General features: G+C 58.6%; 16 protein-coding genes. 5 read left to right on the forward strand and 11 right to left on the reverse strand.

The genetic code is table 11. The features are described 5' to 3' along the window. Positions 1-69 precede the first annotated feature (69 nt). From QRN31_RS08575 to QRN31_RS08605, 7 genes are all read right to left on the reverse strand, one after another. On the reverse strand, positions 70-1,458 hold the full coding sequence (locus tag QRN31_RS08575) for a M16 family metallopeptidase (RefSeq protein ID WP_285431441.1): 1,389 nt from the start codon (positions 1,456-1,458) through the stop codon (positions 70-72). Positions 1,459-1,579: 121 nt separating this feature from the next. Continuing rightward, complete coding sequence (locus QRN31_RS08580) at positions 1,580-3,238, reverse strand: Na/Pi cotransporter family protein (protein ID WP_285431442.1); 1,659 nt, start codon at positions 3,236-3,238, stop codon at positions 1,580-1,582. A 283-nt stretch (positions 3,239-3,521) separates the two neighbouring features. Continuing rightward, positions 3,522-4,154, reverse strand: coding sequence for a hypothetical protein (locus tag QRN31_RS08585; protein WP_285431443.1), 633 nt, complete (start codon positions 4,152-4,154; stop codon positions 3,522-3,524). Beyond that, a complete protein-coding gene (locus tag QRN31_RS08590) occupies positions 4,154-5,311 on the reverse strand; it encodes a DUF2515 family protein (protein ID WP_285431445.1) in 1,158 nt (385 codons plus the stop codon). Before QRN31_RS08590 ends, QRN31_RS08585 begins: the two co-directional genes overlap by 1 nt. An 18-nt stretch (positions 5,312-5,329) precedes the next feature. Further along, the gene (locus QRN31_RS08595) at positions 5,330-5,827 is read right to left on the reverse strand and encodes a PAAR domain-containing protein (RefSeq protein WP_285431447.1); all 498 of its coding nucleotides are present in this window, start codon (positions 5,825-5,827) and stop codon (positions 5,330-5,332) included. A gap of 282 nt (positions 5,828-6,109) precedes the next feature. Further along, complete coding sequence (locus QRN31_RS08600; RefSeq protein ID WP_222589173.1) at positions 6,110-6,874, reverse strand: TerC family protein; 765 nt, start codon at positions 6,872-6,874, stop codon at positions 6,110-6,112. A gap of 85 nt (positions 6,875-6,959) precedes the next feature. Further along, complete coding sequence (locus QRN31_RS08605) at positions 6,960-8,267, reverse strand: CitMHS family transporter (protein WP_285431449.1); 1,308 nt, start codon at positions 8,265-8,267, stop codon at positions 6,960-6,962. A gap of 319 nt (positions 8,268-8,586) precedes the next feature. Between QRN31_RS08605 and QRN31_RS08610 the strand changes: the two genes are divergently transcribed. Beyond that, complete coding sequence (locus QRN31_RS08610) at positions 8,587-8,988, forward strand: GFA family protein (protein ID WP_285431450.1); 402 nt, start codon at positions 8,587-8,589, stop codon at positions 8,986-8,988. Here QRN31_RS08610 and QRN31_RS08615 read toward each other — a convergent pair whose 3' ends face one another. Next, complete coding sequence (locus tag QRN31_RS08615; RefSeq protein WP_285431452.1) at positions 8,989-9,315, reverse strand: DOPA 4,5-dioxygenase family protein; 327 nt, start codon at positions 9,313-9,315, stop codon at positions 8,989-8,991. A gap of 82 nt (positions 9,316-9,397) precedes the next feature. On the opposite strand from QRN31_RS08615, the gene QRN31_RS08620 reads away from it, so the two are divergent. Then, positions 9,398-10,069: an NAD(P)-dependent oxidoreductase gene (locus tag QRN31_RS08620; protein ID WP_285431453.1), complete on the forward strand. Its 672-nt coding sequence runs from the start codon at positions 9,398-9,400 to the stop codon at positions 10,067-10,069. Here the strand turns inward: QRN31_RS08620 and QRN31_RS08625 are convergent. Then, entirely contained in the window at positions 10,056-11,006 is a 951-nt protein-coding gene (locus QRN31_RS08625; protein ID WP_285431454.1) for a choline sulfate utilization transcriptional regulator, read from the reverse strand. The two genes, QRN31_RS08620 and QRN31_RS08625, sit on opposite strands and share 14 nt — an antisense overlap. 114 nt (positions 11,007-11,120) lie before the next feature. On the opposite strand from QRN31_RS08625, the gene betC reads away from it, so the two are divergent. The 3 genes from betC to QRN31_RS08640 all read left to right on the forward strand — a co-directional run bounded on the left by betC (position 11,121) and on the right by QRN31_RS08640 (position 15,291). Next, positions 11,121-12,635: a choline-sulfatase gene (gene betC / locus QRN31_RS08630; protein WP_285431456.1), complete on the forward strand. Its 1,515-nt coding sequence runs from the start codon at positions 11,121-11,123 to the stop codon at positions 12,633-12,635. Between the two features lie 16 nt (positions 12,636-12,651). After that, positions 12,652-13,572 carry a choline ABC transporter substrate-binding protein gene (gene choX / locus QRN31_RS08635; RefSeq protein ID WP_285431458.1) on the forward strand — a complete coding sequence of 307 codons (921 nt, stop codon included), beginning with the start codon at positions 12,652-12,654 and terminating at the stop codon, positions 13,570-13,572. Positions 13,573-13,722: 150 nt separating this feature from the next. Next, on the forward strand, positions 13,723-15,291 hold the full coding sequence (locus QRN31_RS08640) for a SulP family inorganic anion transporter (protein ID WP_285431460.1): 1,569 nt from the start codon (positions 13,723-13,725) through the stop codon (positions 15,289-15,291). A gap of 114 nt (positions 15,292-15,405) precedes the next feature. Here QRN31_RS08640 and aroE read toward each other — a convergent pair whose 3' ends face one another. Further along, on the reverse strand, positions 15,406-16,227 hold the full coding sequence (gene aroE / locus QRN31_RS08645; protein WP_285431461.1) for a shikimate dehydrogenase: 822 nt from the start codon (positions 16,225-16,227) through the stop codon (positions 15,406-15,408). 13 nt (positions 16,228-16,240) lie between these two features. Beyond that, on the reverse strand, positions 16,241-17,155 hold the full coding sequence (gene hemF, locus QRN31_RS08650) for an oxygen-dependent coproporphyrinogen oxidase (protein ID WP_285431463.1): 915 nt from the start codon (positions 17,153-17,155) through the stop codon (positions 16,241-16,243). Positions 17,156-17,270 lie beyond the last annotated feature (115 nt).

Raw genomic sequence — 17,270 nt, forward strand, 5'->3', positions numbered from 1 at the left:
CCCGCGGGGCGGTGTGGCGAGGTTCGCAATCCAGACCCGCCCCCTTGTCGCCACCGCCGAAGGCAGCGGTTATTCGGTTGGTGGAGCCCTTCGGTGCATGCGCCAGCCCAGCACCATCAACACGATAAGGCCAAACACGCCGGCAATCGCCCACATCAACTGGTCATAGCTCATCAGTGGCTTCTCGATCCGCAAGTAGCCCGGCTGCATCAGCAACTCACGCATCGCTTTGTTCGCTTCTTCCAGCGTCACGCCTTGCAGCTCCTTGGCCGGGTCAGCGAAACGTCCGTCCTCGTAGTCTCCCAGCGCACTCCAATAGTAATCGGCCAGTGCGCTGTTTCCTTGAACGGCCCAGGCCTGGCGGGCAATCGCGGCCTGTTTAAGCCGATTGAACGTGTTGGCGTTCAGGCCGTCCCTGAGCATTCCGGCCTTCAAGTCTTCCAGCACTTGTTTGGCTTCAGGCACGTCGTCGCGTTCCAGGTCTGCGTTCAGGCTCATGAAACCCACCCCGCCAAACAGCTCGCGCTCAGCGGAAGGGCCATAGGACAAACTGTGGCCCAGGCGCAATTTGCGATAGAGCGCCCAGTCCAGATACTCCTTGAGCAAATCGAAGGTTTCGTCATGCAGGTCCTCCAGCACCGGCTCCGGAACCAGCCAGTGCAGCTTGGCGCCCCCCCCGACGAATCCATTGTTCAGCGTTCGCTCGTGGGCAGCACTGGCCTGGATTTGCGGCAGGGCCAAGTGATCGGTCGGGTCGACAGCCGCAAGTTCGCCATACGAGCGCTCCAGATAGGCTGGCAACAGGCGGTCGAGTTCGCCAACGACGATCAGCGTCATGTTGTTGGGCGCATACCAGGCCTTGCGCACTTTCTCCAACTGTTCACGGGTCAGGTGATCGACTTGGGCCCGCTCCGGGCATTTGAGGCCCAGTTCCACCGCCAGTTGATTACTCGCCGTGTGGCCCAGGTCCTGACGATCCAGCCAACGTTGCAGGTGCGAGTAATGGCCGCCGTCTTCGCGTTCGACCACCAGTTTGGCCGCGTTGATGGCGTTGTCATCGATTCGGGTCTGAGTCAGGAGCGCCAGCAGCAGGTCTAGGACCTTGCGCTGATTTTTCGCCGGGGCTTCGATGGTGAACGTGGTGTCGGCGTTGCTGGTGAAAGCGTTCCACTCACCGCCCAATGCCTGCATGCGTTCTTCCAGACCGCCTTCGCCGGTGGCATCGATGCCGCTGAACAGCAAATGCTCAAGCAGATGCGGCAGCTCCTTGTCGGCGCAGCTGAAATCATCCAGGCCAACGCCGACCACCAGACGTATAGCCACATGCCCGCGCTCGGTGCCGGGCTTGAGCAGCAATTGCAGGCCGTTGGGCAGCGTATAGCCTTCGACCTGAAAGCGATCCAGGGCAAACGACGGCAATGAACCCAGCAAAAGAAAGGCGAACAACAGACAACGCATAAAAGGCTTCCAGGCAACCAATCGGAGATCCGTGTCGTCCTTCAGGCCGCTATCGCGGGTTGCCCACGAAGACGGCCTTGAGGCTGAACCACTGTAACTGACTGACCACACTGCCAGACGTTCAAGGCGAATGCGTAATGTCAGCCAAATCGTCGACGACGAGCGCGCCAGTGTCAGACGTTTCCAGCACCACATAAGCGCTGCTGCAGAACAACGAATTCAAGCGCTTCATGTCGGAAATCAGTTCCAGGTGTAACGAACTGGTCTCGATACTTTGTACGATCTTACGTTGCAACCGGCTGACATGCGCATGGGCCAGGCGGCGTTCCTGTGCGCGAAAGCGACGTTTCTCACGCAGTAACTGGCGGGCACTTTCCTTGTCGGCACTGAGGAACACCGACAACCCCAAGCGCAGGTTAGAGATTAGCTGAGTGTGCAATCCCGCAAGCTCTTCCAGGCCGACCTCGGAAAAAGACCGGCGCTGCGAGGTTTTCTGCTGCTGGACCTTGCGCAACATGCGCTCGATCAGATCGCTGGCAAGTTTGAGGTTGATCGCCAGTTCGATGATTTCTGCCCAGCGCCGACTGTCTTGATCGCTGAGGTCCTCACGAGGCATCTGCGCCAGATAGAGCTTGATCGCACTGTAGAGCGCTTCGACATCATCGGTCAGCCGTCGCATTTCCTGGGTGATAGCGCTCTGTTTACCGCGCAGCACGTCGAGCATGGCTTCAAGCATGTTGTCGATCAGATCGCCAATGCGCAGGGTTTCCCGGGCGGCGTTGGCCAGTGCCAGGCTCGGCGTGACCAGGGCCGTGAGATCAAGGTGCCGCGGTTTGGCCGTGCCGTTGAGTTCCGGGCGCTCCGGCAGCAGCCACGCACAAAGCCTGGCCATCGGGCCGACGCTGGGCAACAGGATCAGGCATCGCGCGGTGTTGTAGAGCAGGTGGAAGCCAATGACCATTTCCTGAGGGCTGAAATCCAGGCTGTCGATCCAGTGCACCAGCGGATCGAGTACCGGAATAATCAGCAGCAGGCCGATCAGCTTGTACAACAGGCTGCCCAGCGCCACCTGACGGCCGGCGGCGTTTTGCATGCTGGTGCTGAGGAACGCCAGGATCCCGCTGCCGATATTGGCGCCAATCACCAGGCCAATGGCTACTGGCAGACTGATCACCCCAGCGCCGGCCAGCGTTGCCGTCAGCAGGACGGCGGCCAGGCTGGAGTAGGAAATCATCGCGAACATCGCGCCGACCAGGGCATCGAGCAGAATGTCGCCAGTCAGCGAGGCGAAAATCACCTTCACGCCCTGCGCATGGGTGATGGGCGCGGCAGATTCGACAATCAATTGCAGCGCCAGAATGATCAGGCCCAGGCCAATACCAACGCGGCCCATCTGCCCCAGCCGCGTCTGTTTGCGTGACAGAAAGAAAATCACCCCGAGGAAGATCAGCAACGGCGACAGCCACGACAAGTCGAACGTCAGCACCCGCGCCATCAGTGCCGTGCCGACGTCGGCGCCGAGCATGGTCGCCAGGGCCGGCGTCAGCGCCATCAGGCCTTGGCCGACAAAGGAAGTGACGAGCATGGCGGTGGCGTTACTGCTCTGGACCATCGCGGTCACGACGATCCCGGAGATGAATGCCAGCCAGCGTTTGGACATGTTCTGGCCGATGACATGGCGCAGATTGGAGCCGTAGACCCGCAAGATGCCGGTTCGGACGATGTGCGTGCCCCAGATCAACAAGGCCACGGCGGATAACAAATTGAGCAGGGTGAGCATAAGGGCCCCCTGTGGTGGTAGCGCCCCAGAGGGGCAAGTTGACGGTGCCGCGCGACGTTCTACGTTCTGTACTTAAGCTGTAGTTGGCTAACGGTCTGCGCGCCAGCATCGCACAGCTAAAGAAGCGATTGAAACAAAACTGTCATGAAAACAGGTTGATGCTGATGTGAAGAAGGGGCCGGAGGTTTCAGCCATCATATGCATAGGTGCTTCAATGCCAGGCCTGTGATGAGAGAACATGCTCCCGCGTGGCTGCGCAGCAGTCTTAACATTGAAAGAGTGTTCAATCGCTGAAGTGATCTTCTCCTAGCCCCACATCGATCAGATACCTGGCTGTCTCGGGGTTTCTTTCGTCGCAGCGGGCATAGCATTTAATGTGAAGGATCAAGCTGTACTTGTGCGGAATTAACAGAATGAGGCCATCCGGTTGATCAAAAAGTTTGGCCTGAAGTCGCTGTTTGTCTTCTGCGCTTTCTGTTCTCAGCCAATCGTTGCCTTCCACCGCCTCCGGACTCCAACCGGCCTGTCTAAACATATTTTGCAGGTTTTGAAAAAGCTCTACAGCTTGCCCAAAAGGCAAAGTTTCCAGCATCGGAGAAGTGGATAGGGTTATCGCTTTGAATTCGGACCACCCAATCGCACCAAACTTTGTCGCAGGCAATGTGAATCCATGTTGATTATCATCAAACGTGATAATTACTGGCTTGCTGATCCAGGTCGAGCTTGGATGGGGTGGGTCGCTGGGATAGACAGCGGTTTCGTTCTTTACAGGAAATGTCGAATCGCGCACCACATCGTCGTAACTTTTACCAATGTGGAAGGAAATTTGTTCCGGACCACGGCTGAAATAAAAAGCTGCAGTTACCGTCACCAACGCAACAGCGGTAGAAAATAAGTAGATATTTCGCTTCCGCATCACTTGATGCCCCCGCCGCGTGCAATGTCAGCAATGGACTGTTTTAACTTTGCTCGAGAGGCTGGCTCATTAAGCAACATGTCAAACTGAGTGGCGGCACGCAGGACAAACTCCATCCTTTGGTTCTTGTCGGCGAGGTTGGCAAGCGGATTACTACCGAAAGCAACCTTCCTGTTGTCAGGCGCTTTGCATTGACTAGCTAGGGTAAGCTGGATTTCCTCAGCTGCCCCAGGCAACAAACCTGTTACGACTGAAATGACATCGCCTCCATGAGTGCCCCGCATGAGCATCGCGAAGTGATTTTCGTCGTACATTGCTGGTTGAAGGATATTTACTTGTTCATGAGTCGCCATCCGCTCGACGCTATCCTTGATCTTTCCTTCGTCGATGGCTTTGAACGTTGCGTAGATCTCCGGGCTGTCCGCACCAAACTCCACCTTCCCTGCAATCGGCCACATCACGTCTTTCACAATGCCACGACGGCTCTTCAAGCACTTCTCCATTTCCTTATAGCCCCGCACCATAAAAAACCGATGCAACGGATAAACATCCAGAAATAGCGAGGTGTTACCAAGGGCCAGCATTTCATACACGTAGTCCAACTGCTGCTGAACAGCGGAACGGGAGTTGTCGCCGAAGGTAATATCCTCAGTGGGAAGAGGATTGGCCGCTTTGGCGTTCGCTAATTCTTTCTCGATTTCAGGATCAGTCTTACTGAGCTTGAACCCGAAACCTTCAAAAATGGTTTCCGATTTACCTGTCCGCAACTTCTCCTGCGCAGCCTTCTGCGCCGCAATAGCCGTTTGCAATTTAGTGGCATGAATCAACCCACACCCCACCTGCTTCGAAGCAAACGCCGCCAACCCCGCCCACTGAAACCGGTTATCCGCCAACCACAACTGCGCGTAGGCCGCGTTGATCTTGCGGTTGCGAGCTTGCGGGTCGGCAATCAACACGCCGCCCGGTGCGACCCATTCTTCGGCTTCTTTCTGAAACCTGCGCCACAGACAGTTACAGGTCAGCAATGGCACTTCGACACGGGTTTTCGGGTTGGGGCCACCCTTGGTGGTTTCGCGCTTGCAGACGGGGAGTTCGCAGGTGCTGTCCCATAGTTTCTTCATGTCCAGATCGTCTGGGGCCATGCACTGTCCAGTCATTTCATTCTTCCTTGAGGATCAGACGGTCCAGCGAACGACGGCGAGGTCGGGTTGTAGCGTGACGACGCTTTGGGTCATGCCCTCAGCGTTGGTCTGGCCTTTGACGATGCGGCCTTCGGCGGTTTCGATTTCGTAGTCTTGTTGGGCAATCGGTTCGCCATTGCCAGCACTGACGGCTTTGAATTCGACCAGGGGTTGGCCAATGATCGGCAGGGGCGGAATGAAGGGCGCGGGGGTGTGAGAGCTGCCAATGATAACGTTGCCGGAACCGCCGATCACTACGCCACCATGGCTCGTGGTGCTGTCGAGGGTCATGGCGTTCAGGCCGTTGATGAACACCGTCGAAGAAAATCCGCCGTTCAAAGTCTGGCCGCAGGTGCATTTGTCGCTGACCCGAGCGGCCGCAAGACCGTTGAAAAAGACATCGGGAGAACCGCTGGCAATCGGGTTGGTGCCGTGGCCGGGGAGGGGGCAGGTGGTGGGGTCGGTGAGACGTGCAGCCGGTTTTCCTGACATATGCATTCCTTGTCATTGTCGTTTGAAGCGAGCGAGGGACGCTAACCACCATAGCTCGGTGAGTCAACCGTTGAACAATCGTCGTGAAGAATTCGCAATCGAGTGCTGGATAAACTGAATCCGCCAGGGCAATCCCAGCGCAAAAAAAATGTGGGAGCGAGCTTGCTCGCGATAGCGGCCTCTCAGTCAACATCAATGTTGAATGTAATGGCCCTATCGCGAGCAAGCTCGCTCCCACAGGTTTTGTGCACTGACTGACACCAGCCAGTGCACGGGTTCGGATTATTGCCCCGGAATGTCCTTGCGCAGTTTCACCGGCTCCTGCTGCTTTTTCTTCGCCATCGCGGTGCGCATCTTGATGTTGATCGCTTCCACCGCCAGCGAGAACGCCATGGCGAAGTAGACGTAGCCTTTTGGCACGTGCACGTCGAACGACTCGGCAATCAGCACCGTACCGACGATCAACAGGAACGACAGCGCCAGCATCTTCAACGACGGGTGTTTGTCGATGAACGCGCTGATGGTGCCGGACGCCCACATCATCACCAGCACGGCAACGATGATCGCCGCGACCATGACCGGAACGTAGGAGACCATGCCGACCGCGGTGATCACCGAGTCCAGCGAGAACACGATGTCGATGATCGCGATCTGAATGATGGTGTAGAAGAAGTTGCCGCCCTTGCCGCCCGGCTCCTCATTGCTTTCGTCTTCGCCTTCGAGCGCGTGGTACATCTCTTGCGAGCTCTTCCACAACAGGAACAGGCCACCGAAGAACAGGATCAGGTCACGCCCGGAAATACCTTGGCCAAACACTTCGAACAGGTCGGCGGTCAGGCGCATGACCCAGGTGATCGACAGCAGCAACAGGATCCGCGTGACCATGGCCAGCGCCAGGCCGAAAATCCGCGTGCGCTGTTGCATGTGTTTGGGCATGCGGCTGACCAGGATCGAAATCATGATGATGTTATCGATACCCAGGACGATTTCCAGGGCGGTCAGGGTAAAGAAGGCAACCCAGATTTCAGGGTTGGTCAGCCATTCCATGTGTATTCCTTTGAGCGAGTGTTAAACCATAAAGGGCCCGGGCTTCAAACCGCAAAGCCTGGACCCGATACGGTGAGTCTTGGGCTTATAGAGTGCTGAACAGCGGAAAGATCCCCATCAGCAATGCTGCAACCAGTATGCACATGCAGACCAGCACCGCCCATTTCAGGGTGAAGCGCTGATGGTCACCAAAATCGATACCGGCCAGGGCCACCAACAGATAGGTCGACGGTACCAGCGGGCTCAACAAGTGGACGGGCTGACCAACAATCGAGGCACGTGCCATTTCAACCGCGGTTATACCGTAGTGACTGGCTGCTTCGGCAAGTACTGGTAACACACCGTAATAAAATGCGTCGTTCGACATGAAAAACGTAAACGGCATGCTCACCAGCGCGGTGATCACGGCCAGGTACGGGCCGAGGAAATCCGGGATAACCGCCAGCAGGCTTTTCGACATGGCGTCGACCATGCCAGTGCCTGACAGGATACCGGTGAAGATACCGGCAGCGAAGATCAAGCCGACTACCGCCAGCACGCTACCGGCATGGGCCGCGACGCGGTCTTTCTGCTGCTGCAGGCATGGATAGTTGACGATCATCGCGATACTGAACGCCACCATGAACAGCACGGGCAGCGGCAACAGGCCGGCAATCAGGGTGCACATCAATGCGAACGTCAGGGCACCGTTGAACCAGATCAGCTTTGGACGACGGGCATCCGGGAACTGCGAAACGCTGATTTCACTGTGGTCGACTTCTTCGCCCACCAGGTGCAATTCACCCAGACGCGCACGTTCACGTTTGCCATAGAAGTAGGCGATCAGGAGGATGGCCACCACGCCGGCGGCCATTGCCGGAATCATCGGTACAAAGATCGCGGAAGGGTCCACATGCAGCGCACTGGCCGCACGGGCCGTCGGGCCGCCCCATGGGGTCATATTCATCACTCCACCGGCGAGGATGATCAGACCGGCCATGATTCGCGGGCTCATGCCGATGCGGCTATAGAGCGGCAGCATGGCGGCCACGCAGATCATGTAAGTGGTCGCGCCGTCACCATCGAGGGAGACGACGAGCGCCAGTACGGCGGTGCCGACCGAAACTTTCAACGGGTCGCCCTTGACCAGTTTGAGGATCTTGCGCACAGCCGGGTCGAACAGGCCGGAGTCGATCATCAGGGCGAAATACAGAATGGCGAACATCAGCATCACGCCGGTCGGCGCGAGTTTGGTGATGCCTTCGAGCATCATCGGGCCGATCTTCGGCGCAAAACCACCGAACAGCGCGAAAACGATCGGGATGATGATCAGGGCGATCAGCGCGGACAGGCGCTTGGTCATGATCAGGAACATGAACGTGATGACCATGGCAAAGCCAAGGAAAGTCAGCATAGGAGTACTCCAGGCATAGCGCGGCTAGGGAATGGGCGAACCGGGTGGGGTCAGCGCAGAACGGGAAGCGCGAGGCGTATGGACGGAGTGACAGCGAAGCGGCGGGTAGCAAAGGACATCAGGATCACCATTGTTGTTGTTAAATGGACCGTGCGAGCAATCAAACACGCGCGTTGGCCAACCGGTCTGTTGCCGGCAGTGGGGGCGATCCTAATCGGGGAAGCTTTCAGCCAGCTTTCGCCGACGAAAGCATTGACCGGATGCGCAACCGGTCGTCGGACAGGGCTTATGTCCCGGAATACGGGACAGGAGGAGAAAAATGGATGACATTCATTCGGGCGGCTGTCACTGCGGACATCTGCGCTATCAATTCAACGGGCCGCTGCACGACATCGCCCACTGCCATTGTTCAATTTGCCGGCGGGTCAGCGGCGGGATCGTGACCACCTGGATCACCGTGCCCGCATCGGCGTTCCAATGGATGAAAGGGACGCCGGCGCAGTACGCGTCCTCGACCAGCTGCGTACGCTATTTCTGCCCAACGTGTGGGGCGCAACTGGCACTGGTATCACGCCTCAGCCCGGAAACTATCGACGTGACCATCGCCACCTTCGACCACCCGGAGCAAGCACCGGCCGAGCGGCACATCTGGACGGACAGCCAATTGCCCTGGCTGCACCTGGACGAACACTTGCCCGGCGAAGCGCAAGAAAGCCTCTGATCAAAAAACGGACAGGTCCAGCGGACGGACCGCGCCCATCCAGATCGCGTGCTCGGTATGGTCCAGCAAGTCGTCACCCGTGTCAGGGTGCAGGAACACCACCAACCCCTGGCGATTGAGCGCCAGCCAGGGCAGCACGTCGCCGAGCAATTCCGGGCCAAACGCCAGCTGGCAGCTCCAGTCCGGGTGCGGACCGACGGGGCGCTCATGCACGCGCCCCATCTTCAACGGGAACAGTTGCGCCGCTCGCTCACAGACATCCCGCGCCCGCTCGATGCTGTCGGCGTCAAAATAGACATGGGCGTGATAACCCTTGATCTGCTGCATCTCAATCCCTCTGAAACCCTTTCGAACCCTCACCGTTCCCCACAGGTCACACGCCATATACGTAGAAAACAAGGAATCAGCCATGAAAAATGCCGAAACCCCCGTAGTGAAAGTGGTGCTCTATGGTGCCATGAGTAGCCTGGGCAGTGCGCTGATGGCTGAAATGCTGCGACGCCAGCATGAAGTCATCGCGATTCTGGACGACCTGACGGCGCTCGCGCCTCGCCCGGGTTTGCGCACCAAGACCGGTGACCTGTTTGAGGCTGAACGGGTGAAGCAAAGCGTTGCAGGCAGTTCAGCGGTTATCTGTTTGCTCGACGCGCCAGGGCTGCCGTTCAACAGCGACAGTGTGGAAAAGACCATCGTCCCGGGCCCAGTCGAGCAAGTGCTGGCCGTGGATGCGCTGATCGACGGTATGCAGGCTGCGAGTATTTCCCGGCTGTTTCTGGTGGGAGATTTCGAAGTACTGGACGATCTTGAGACTGAAGATCGCCTGCAACGCCATGCCGCCGAAGAGATCCGCGAAGCACTGCAAAGCAGTGCATTGCACTGGACGCTGGTGAACGCGCCGCGTGGGGTGCCCGGACTGACCATCGAACATTTCAGCCACGTCAGCAGCAGCCTGGAACCGGGCCTGGCCGAACCGCTTGAACGGTTGAACCGCGTCGCCGTCGGCATTGCCGATGAGCTTCAGCTGAACCTGCACGTTCGCGAGCACGTCAATTTCGTCGCGGTGGACGCTAAACAGCGATAGACGGCAACGCCAGGCCGGTAAGCGATTGCGCACTGCTGGCTTGCTCCGCCATCAACCAATCGACAAATTGTTGGATCAACGCCCCCCGCCGTTTGCGTTGAGGCAACACCACGTAATAGCCGAGCCTGGAAATCACCGTGTCTGCAATCGGCCGGCACAACAAACCTTGTGCCAGCAAGTTATCCACAAGGTGACGCCAGCCGATCGCCACGCCTTGGCCGCCAATCGCGGCCTGAATCAACAGCGTGTAATTATCGAAACGCAATTGCCCCGGCGCAGGCGCTGAAGTGATGCCCAGCTCGCGAAACACGCCGCTCCAATCGAACCAGTTACTGCTGTTTTCTCCGCGCAAATGCAGCAGCGGAAATTCCAGCAATGATTGAGCGGGCAAGGGCAGGGGACGATCCTTCAACAACAGCGGGCTGCACACCGGAAACACTTCTTCGCTGAACAACCAATGGCTTTCGCCCTGTTTGAAGCGCCCGTCGCCGAACAGCACCGCCACGTCGATATCGGTGCGCAGCATGTTGTGGTTGCGCTCGCTGGTGACTAGGCTCACATCCACTTGAGGATTGGCGGCATGAAAGCGGTGTAATCGCGGCATCAACCAATACGCGGCAAAAGCGAAGTCGGTGGCGACCTGCAAAACCTCGTGTTGCTGTTGTGCGGTTATCGCGCTCAATCCTGCGTCGATATTCTGCAAACCGAGCTGAACCTGCTCGAAAAGAATGGCCCCGGCTTCCGTAAGTTCAATACCGCGATAGATACGGTCGAACAGCCGTGTGCCGAGTTGTTCTTCCAACCGCTTGATCTGCTGGCTGATGGCCGGTTGCGTGGTGCCAAGCTCCACGGCGGCCGCGGTGAAACTTCGCTGACGGGCGGCGGATTCAAAAGCGCGAAGCAAATCCAGCGACAAATCACCAAGGGCGTCATACATAAGCTGTGCTTATCCTAGTCATTGCCGTGCATGGGCTTTACCACAACAAGCATGGACTCCATGCTCGATTGCAGCACTCTCGCATAAATATTCACTATGGAATGCCGCGATCACATGAAGCGCAAGAATATTCTTTTCATCATGGCCGATCAGATGGCCGCGCCAATGTTGCCGTTCTACGGCCCTTCGCCCATCAAACTGCCTAATTTGAGCCGCCTCGCCGCCGAAGGCGTGGTGTTCGACGCTGCCTATTGCAACAGCCCGCTGTGCGCGCCATCGCGCTTCACGCTGGTCAGCGGTCAATTGCCGAGCAAGATCGGCGCTTACGACAACGCGGCTGATTTTCCCGCCGATGTACCGACCTATGCCCACTACCTGCGTCGACTCGGCTACCGCACCGCGCTCTCGGGCAAGATGCACTTTTGCGGCCCGGACCAACTCCACGGTTATGAAGAACGTTTGACCAGCGACATTTACCCGGCCGACTACGGTTGGGCCGTGAATTGGGATGAACCGGACGTCCGTCCGACCTGGTATCACAACATGTCGTCGGTGCTGCAAGCCGGGCCGTGCGTGCGCACCAATCAGCTGGATTTCGATGAAGAGGTAGTGTTCAAGGCCCAGCAATACCTGTTCGATCACATCCGTGAGGATGGCGACCAGCCGTTTTGCCTGACCGTGTCGATGACACACCCACACGACCCGTACACCATTCCCAAGGCTTTCTGGGACCTGTACGACGATGCCGACATCCCATTACCAGAAACTCCCGCGCAGGCCGAGCTCGACCCGCACTCTCAGCGCTTGCTCAAGGTTTACGACCTGTGGGACAAGCCGCTGCCTGTGGATAAGATTCGCGACGCGCGCCGCGCTTACTTCGGTGCTTGCAGCTATATTGACAGCAACGTCGGCAAACTCCTGCAAACGCTCGAAGAAACGGGGTTGATTGATGACACGATCATTGTCTTCTCTGGCGATCACGGCGACATGCTTGGCGAGCGCGGCCTCTGGTACAAAATGCATTGGTTCGAAATGGCCGCGCGAGTGCCTTTGCTGATCAGTGCGCCGGGGCAATTCGGGGCTGGCCGGGTCAGCGCGTCCGTTTCCACCGCTGACCTGCTGCCCACCTTCGTGGAACTGGCCGGCGGTTCGCTGGAGCCAGGCCTGCCGCTGGACGGCCGCTCGCTGGTGCCGCATCTGCAAGGGCAGGGCGGTCACGACGAAGTGTTCGGCGAATACATGGCCGAGGGCACCATCAGTCCTTTGATGATGATTCGTCGCGGTGCCTACAAATTCATCTACAGCGAAGACGACCCTTGCCTACTCTTCGACGTACACAATGACCCGCGCGAGCAAGAAGAACTCAGCCAATCGCCGCAGCATCGGCAGCTGTTCGAGGATTTTCTCGCCGAGGCGCGCGCCAAATGGGACATCCCGGCTATTCACCAACAGGTGCTCGCCAGCCAGCGACGCCGGCGTTTCGTCGCCGATGCGTTGACCATCGGCAAGCTGAAGAGCTGGGATCACCAGCCGCTGGTGGACGCCAGTCAGCAGTACATGCGCAACCACATCGACCTCGATGACCTGGAGCGCAAAGCACGTTATCCACAACCCTGCCAAAACCAATAATGTTAAGGGGAAGTCCATGCAAAAGTTATCCACAGTACTGACGGTCGGGCTTTTGGCTCTGGGCAGCGCATCGGTTTATGCCGATCAAAGCTGCGACACGGTGAAAATGGCCGACCCTGGCTGGAGCGACATCGCCGCGACCAACGCCATCACCGGGTTTCTGCTGGACGGCATGGGCTACAAGGCCAAGGTCGATACCCTTGCGGTGCCGATCACCTTTGGCGGGTTGAAGGATGGCCAGGTGGATGTGTTCCTGGGTAACTGGATGCCGGCGCAGCAGGGGTTCTACGACAAGTTCGTGGCCACCGGCGATGTCACGCAACTCGCCAAGAACCTCGACGGCACCGAGTTCACCCTCGCGGTTCCGGACTATGTCTGGGACGCGGGTGTGCATAACTTTTCCGACCTGAACAAGTTTGCCGACAAGTTCGACAAGAAGATCTACGGCATCGGCTCCGGCGCCCCGGCGAACATTTCGCTGCAAGAGATCATCAAGAAGAATGATTTCGACATGGGTCAATGGAAACTGGTCGAATCCAGCGAGCAGGCGATGCTCGCCGAAGTGTCTCGCGCGGTGAAGAAACAGAAATTCGTGACCTTCCTCGGCTGGACTCCGCACCCGATGAACGTGCAGTTGAAAATGCATTACCTGAAGGGCGGCGAGAAGTATTTCGGCGACACTGGCAGCGTCCACACGCTGACGCGCAAAGGTTATGCACAGGCCTGTCCGAACGTTGGCAAGTTGCTGACCAACCTGAGTTTCACTCAGGAGATGGAAAACAGCATCATGGCCGAGGTGGTGAACAAAAAAGTCAGCAATGCCGATGCGGCCAAAGCGTGGATCAAGGCGAACCCGGCCGTGCTCGACAAGTGGCTTGACGGCGTGAAGACCGTGGATGGGAAGGATGCGTTGACGGCAGTAAAAGCCAAACTTTAAGGTTTGCAGACGCTATCGCGAGCAGGCTCGCTCCCACAGAAACACCGTGAATATGTGGGAGCGAGCCTGCTCGCGAATCGATTTATAACCTTGCGCCTACGCAACTGACACACCACCCTGACGCCATACAGTCACTCACCGAGAGGATCCATGGCCTTCCCCAGCCGCCATTCACTCTTTCCCTTCCTTCCCTGGTTGCCCCGGCAAACCCGCGCCAGTGTCGGCCGTGATCTGATTGTCGGCCTCAGTGGCGCCATTCTCGCGTTGCCGCAATCCATTGCCTACGCACTGATCGCCGGTCTCCCGCCCGAATACGGCCTCTATGCTGCGATCATCCCGGTGTTGATCGCCTGCCTGTGGGGTTCGTCGTGGCATTTGATCTGCGGTCCGACGGCGGCCATTTCCATTGTCCTGTACGCGAGCGTCAGCCCACTGGCGGTTCCAGCGACACAGGATTACGTGACGTTGATCCTGTTGCTGACCTTTCTGGCCGGCATTTTCCAGTGGCTCCTGGGTTTGCTGCGGTTTGGCGCGCTGGTGAATTTCGTCTCGCACTCGGTGGTGCTGGGTTTCACCCTCGGCGCGGCGGTGGTGATTGCCATCGGCCAACTGCCGAACCTGCTGGGGCTGGACCTGCCCAATCAAGCCACGGCGTTAAATAGCCTGACGATGCTGTTGAGTCATCTCGGCGCGATGGACAAGCCTTCACTGGTACTGGGCGTGGCGACGGTCGTGGTGGGCGTGATCCTGAAAATGCTGCTGCCACGCTGGCCGACACTGCTGATCACCTTGGTGTTGAGCGGACTGCTGGTGTGGGTTTGGCCATCGATGTTCGGTCATGTGAAATTGGTCAGCGCGTTTGTCGGGCGACTGCCGCCGTTCAGCCCGCTGCCGCTGGACCTGGATCTTATCCTGCGCCTGCTGCCCAGCGCCGTGGCCGTCGGAATGCTCGGGTTGGTGACGAGCCTGTCGATTGCCCGTTCCTTGTCGGCGCGCTCTCAGCAATTGCTCGACGCCAATCAGGAAGTCCGCGCCCAGGGATTATCGAACATTGTCGGTGCGTTCTTTTCCGGATCACTGTCGGCCGGCTCCTTCACCCGTTCGGGCCTGAGCTACGAAGCGGGTGCGTGCTCACCGTTGGCTGGTGTCTTTTCGGCCATGTGGGTGGCGCTGTTCGCGATCTTCGGCGCGGTGCTGATCGCACACATTCCGATCCCGGCAATGGCAGGCAGTATTTTGCTGATCGCCTGGGGCCTGGTGGATCATCGCGGCATTCGCGCATTGTTGCGGGTCAGTCGCGCCGAGTTCCTGGTGATGGCGCTGACCTGTGTCGCCACGCTGCTGCTGGAGTTGCAGACGGCGATTTACGCCGGGGTGCTGGCGTCCTTGTTCTTCTATCTCAAACGCACTTCGCAGCCGCGCGTGCAGCATTGGCGCGAAGGCGATGAAGATATTCTGCAGGTCGGCGGGTCGATCTTTTTCGGCGCCAGCCATTACCTGCAAGTACGTCTGCAACGCATGCACGGCGCGCGGGTCGTGATCGAGGCGCAGCAGATCAACTTTATCGACTATTCGGGGGTGGAAATGCTGCACCAGGAAGCGCGACGGCTTCTACGCCAGGATCGCAGCCTGACCCTGCGTGGCGCTCGGCCACCGGTGATAGAAGAACTGAGAAAGCTCGAAGGCGCGGAGAAATGCCCGATCCGGTTTGAGGATTGATCCGTCATGGCGCAAATCCCCTGTGGGAGCGAGCTTGCTCGCGATGGCGGTCGTTCTGATACATCAATGTTGGATGTACCGTTGTCATCGCGAGCAAGCTAGCTCCTACAGTAGTTACAGGGCGAGTTGCCGGCGAAGTTCGGCCAGCACCGGCGCCGTGTCCGGGCGCACGCCGCGCCACAGGAAGAAGGCTTCCGCCGCTTGTTCAGCCAGCATGCCCAAGCCGTCCATCGACACTGCCGCGCCGTGTTCACTGGCCCAACGACAGAACGAAGTCGGCTCTTTGCCGTACATCATGTCGTAGCACACCGTTTTGCCCGCTTCGATCAGGCTGCTGGCAATCGGCGGCACATCACCCGACAAACTCGCCGATGTCGCATTGATGATCAGGTCCACCGGCTCGCGCAACCAGTCAAAGCCACTGGCCGACACCGGCCCCAAGTCGCAGAACAGCTCCGCCAGCAGCTCGGCTTTTTCCACCGTGCGGTTGGCGATGATTACCGACGCCGGCTGCTCCGCCAGCAGCGGTTCCAACGCACCACGCACCGCGCCGCCAGCACCGAGCAACAGGATGCGTTTACCCTTGAGGCTGAAACCGGCGTTGACGGTCAAGTCGCGCACCAGCCCGGCGCCGTCAGTGTTGTCACCGAGCAGCGTGCCATCGTCGAGTTTGCTCAAGGTGTTTACCGCGCCAGCCCGCTGTGCCCGTTGCGTCAGGCTATCGGCCAGGCGAAAGGCATCTTCCTTGAACGGCACCGTGACATTCGCCCCACGACCTTCGAGGAAAAATGCCCGGGCGAAACCGGAAAAATCGTCGAGCGGCGCCAGCGAGGTGCTGTAGTCCAGTTCCTGAGCGGTTTGCTCGGCAAACAAACGGTGAATCAGCGGCGACTTGCTGTGGGCAATCGGGTTACCGAATACGACGTAACGGTCCATCAGAACTCCTCGTTCAGGCTTCGGCCAACCAATCGCGATCTTGCAGGAAGTAGTCGGTCAGGCGTGCTTCTTCGCTACCGGGCTCGGCTTTCCAGTCGTAGCTCCAGCGCACTTGCGGCGGCAGCGACATGAGAATCGACTCGGTGCGCCCGCCTGATTGCAGGCCGAACAGCGTGCCACGGTCGTAAACCAGGTTGAACTCGACGTAGCGCCCGCGACGGAATTCCTGGAATTCACGCTGCTTGGCAGTGAAGGGATCCTTTTTGCGGCGCTGCATGATCGGCAGGTAGGCGTCGATGTAGGCGTCACCGATGGCGCGCATGAAGGCGAAACTGGTGTCGAAGTCCCACTCGTTCAAGTCATCGAAGAACAGACCGCCGATGCCGCGCGGCTCGTGACGGTGCTTGATGTGGAAGTAGCTGTCACACCAGGCTTTGTAGCGTGGGTAGACGTCCGGACCGAAGGGCGCACATGCCTGCTCGGCGACTCGGTGCCAGTGTACGCAGTCATCGATATTGCCGTAATAAGGGGTCAGGTCGAAGCCGCCGCCGAACCACCAGACCGGCTCTTCACCTTCTTTTTCCGCGATGAAAAAGCGCACATTGGCGTGGGAAGTCGGCACGTGTGGGTTGTGCGGGTGAATCACCAACGACACGCCCAGGGCTTCGAAGCCACGCCCGGCCAGTTCTGGCCGATGAGCGCTGGCGGACGGTGGAAGACCGCTGCCAAAGACGTGGGAAAAGTTGACGCCGCCCTTTTCGATCACTGCGCCGTTTTCGATCACTCGCGTGCGACCACCGCCACCAGCAGGCCGGGCCCAGGCGTCTTCGACGAAGTGCGTGCCGCCGTCTTCGGCTTCCAGGGCTGCGCAAATGCGGTCTTGCAGGTCGAGCAGGTAGGCTTTTACGGCCTCGGTGCGGGTCGTCATGTCATCACCTTGAATCGGGCAAAGCTACGCGGCGCTCCATCGGAACGGGGGCCGGCGCAAATGGGCGCGTAGCATAACATCGCAGATGGGCCTGCCGCAGTTGACGAAGGTCAAG

Origin of the sequence: Pseudomonas sp. fls2-241-R2A-110 (assembly GCF_030209165.1) — a bacterium.
Lineage (GTDB): Bacteria > Pseudomonadota > Gammaproteobacteria > Pseudomonadales > Pseudomonadaceae > Aquipseudomonas.

What these genes read in the sequence shown, in the direction of transcription:
- choX (WP_285431458.1), top strand. Translation starts at nt 12,652, where the DNA reads ATGCAAAAGTTATCCACAGTACTGACGGTCGGGCTTTTGGCTCTGGGC.
- QRN31_RS08605 (WP_285431449.1), bottom strand. Translation starts at nt 8,267, where the DNA reads ATGCTGACTTTCCTTGGCTTTGCCATGGTCATCACGTTCATGTTCCTG.
- QRN31_RS08585 (WP_285431443.1), bottom strand. Translation starts at nt 4,154, where the DNA reads ATGCGGAAGCGAAATATCTACTTATTTTCTACCGCTGTTGCGTTGGTG.
- QRN31_RS08600 (WP_222589173.1), bottom strand. Translation starts at nt 6,874, where the DNA reads ATGGAATGGCTGACCAACCCTGAAATCTGGGTTGCCTTCTTTACCCTG.
- QRN31_RS08580 (WP_285431442.1), bottom strand. Translation starts at nt 3,238, where the DNA reads ATGCTCACCCTGCTCAATTTGTTATCCGCCGTGGCCTTGTTGATCTGG.
- QRN31_RS08620 (WP_285431453.1), top strand. Translation starts at nt 9,398, where the DNA reads ATGAAAAATGCCGAAACCCCCGTAGTGAAAGTGGTGCTCTATGGTGCC.
- QRN31_RS08575 (WP_285431441.1), bottom strand. Translation starts at nt 1,458, where the DNA reads ATGCGTTGTCTGTTGTTCGCCTTTCTTTTGCTGGGTTCATTGCCGTCG.
- aroE (WP_285431461.1), bottom strand. Translation starts at nt 16,227, where the DNA reads ATGGACCGTTACGTCGTATTCGGTAACCCGATTGCCCACAGCAAGTCG.
- betC (WP_285431456.1), top strand. Translation starts at nt 11,121, where the DNA reads ATGAAGCGCAAGAATATTCTTTTCATCATGGCCGATCAGATGGCCGCG.
- QRN31_RS08610 (WP_285431450.1), top strand. Translation starts at nt 8,587, where the DNA reads ATGGATGACATTCATTCGGGCGGCTGTCACTGCGGACATCTGCGCTAT.
- QRN31_RS08595 (WP_285431447.1), bottom strand. Translation starts at nt 5,827, where the DNA reads ATGTCAGGAAAACCGGCTGCACGTCTCACCGACCCCACCACCTGCCCC.
- QRN31_RS08640 (WP_285431460.1), top strand. Translation starts at nt 13,723, where the DNA reads ATGGCCTTCCCCAGCCGCCATTCACTCTTTCCCTTCCTTCCCTGGTTG.
- hemF (WP_285431463.1), bottom strand. Translation starts at nt 17,155, where the DNA reads ATGACGACCCGCACCGAGGCCGTAAAAGCCTACCTGCTCGACCTGCAA.
- QRN31_RS08590 (WP_285431445.1), bottom strand. Translation starts at nt 5,311, where the DNA reads ATGACTGGACAGTGCATGGCCCCAGACGATCTGGACATGAAGAAACTA.
- QRN31_RS08615 (WP_285431452.1), bottom strand. Translation starts at nt 9,315, where the DNA reads ATGCAGCAGATCAAGGGTTATCACGCCCATGTCTATTTTGACGCCGAC.
- QRN31_RS08625 (WP_285431454.1), bottom strand. Translation starts at nt 11,006, where the DNA reads ATGTATGACGCCCTTGGTGATTTGTCGCTGGATTTGCTTCGCGCTTTT.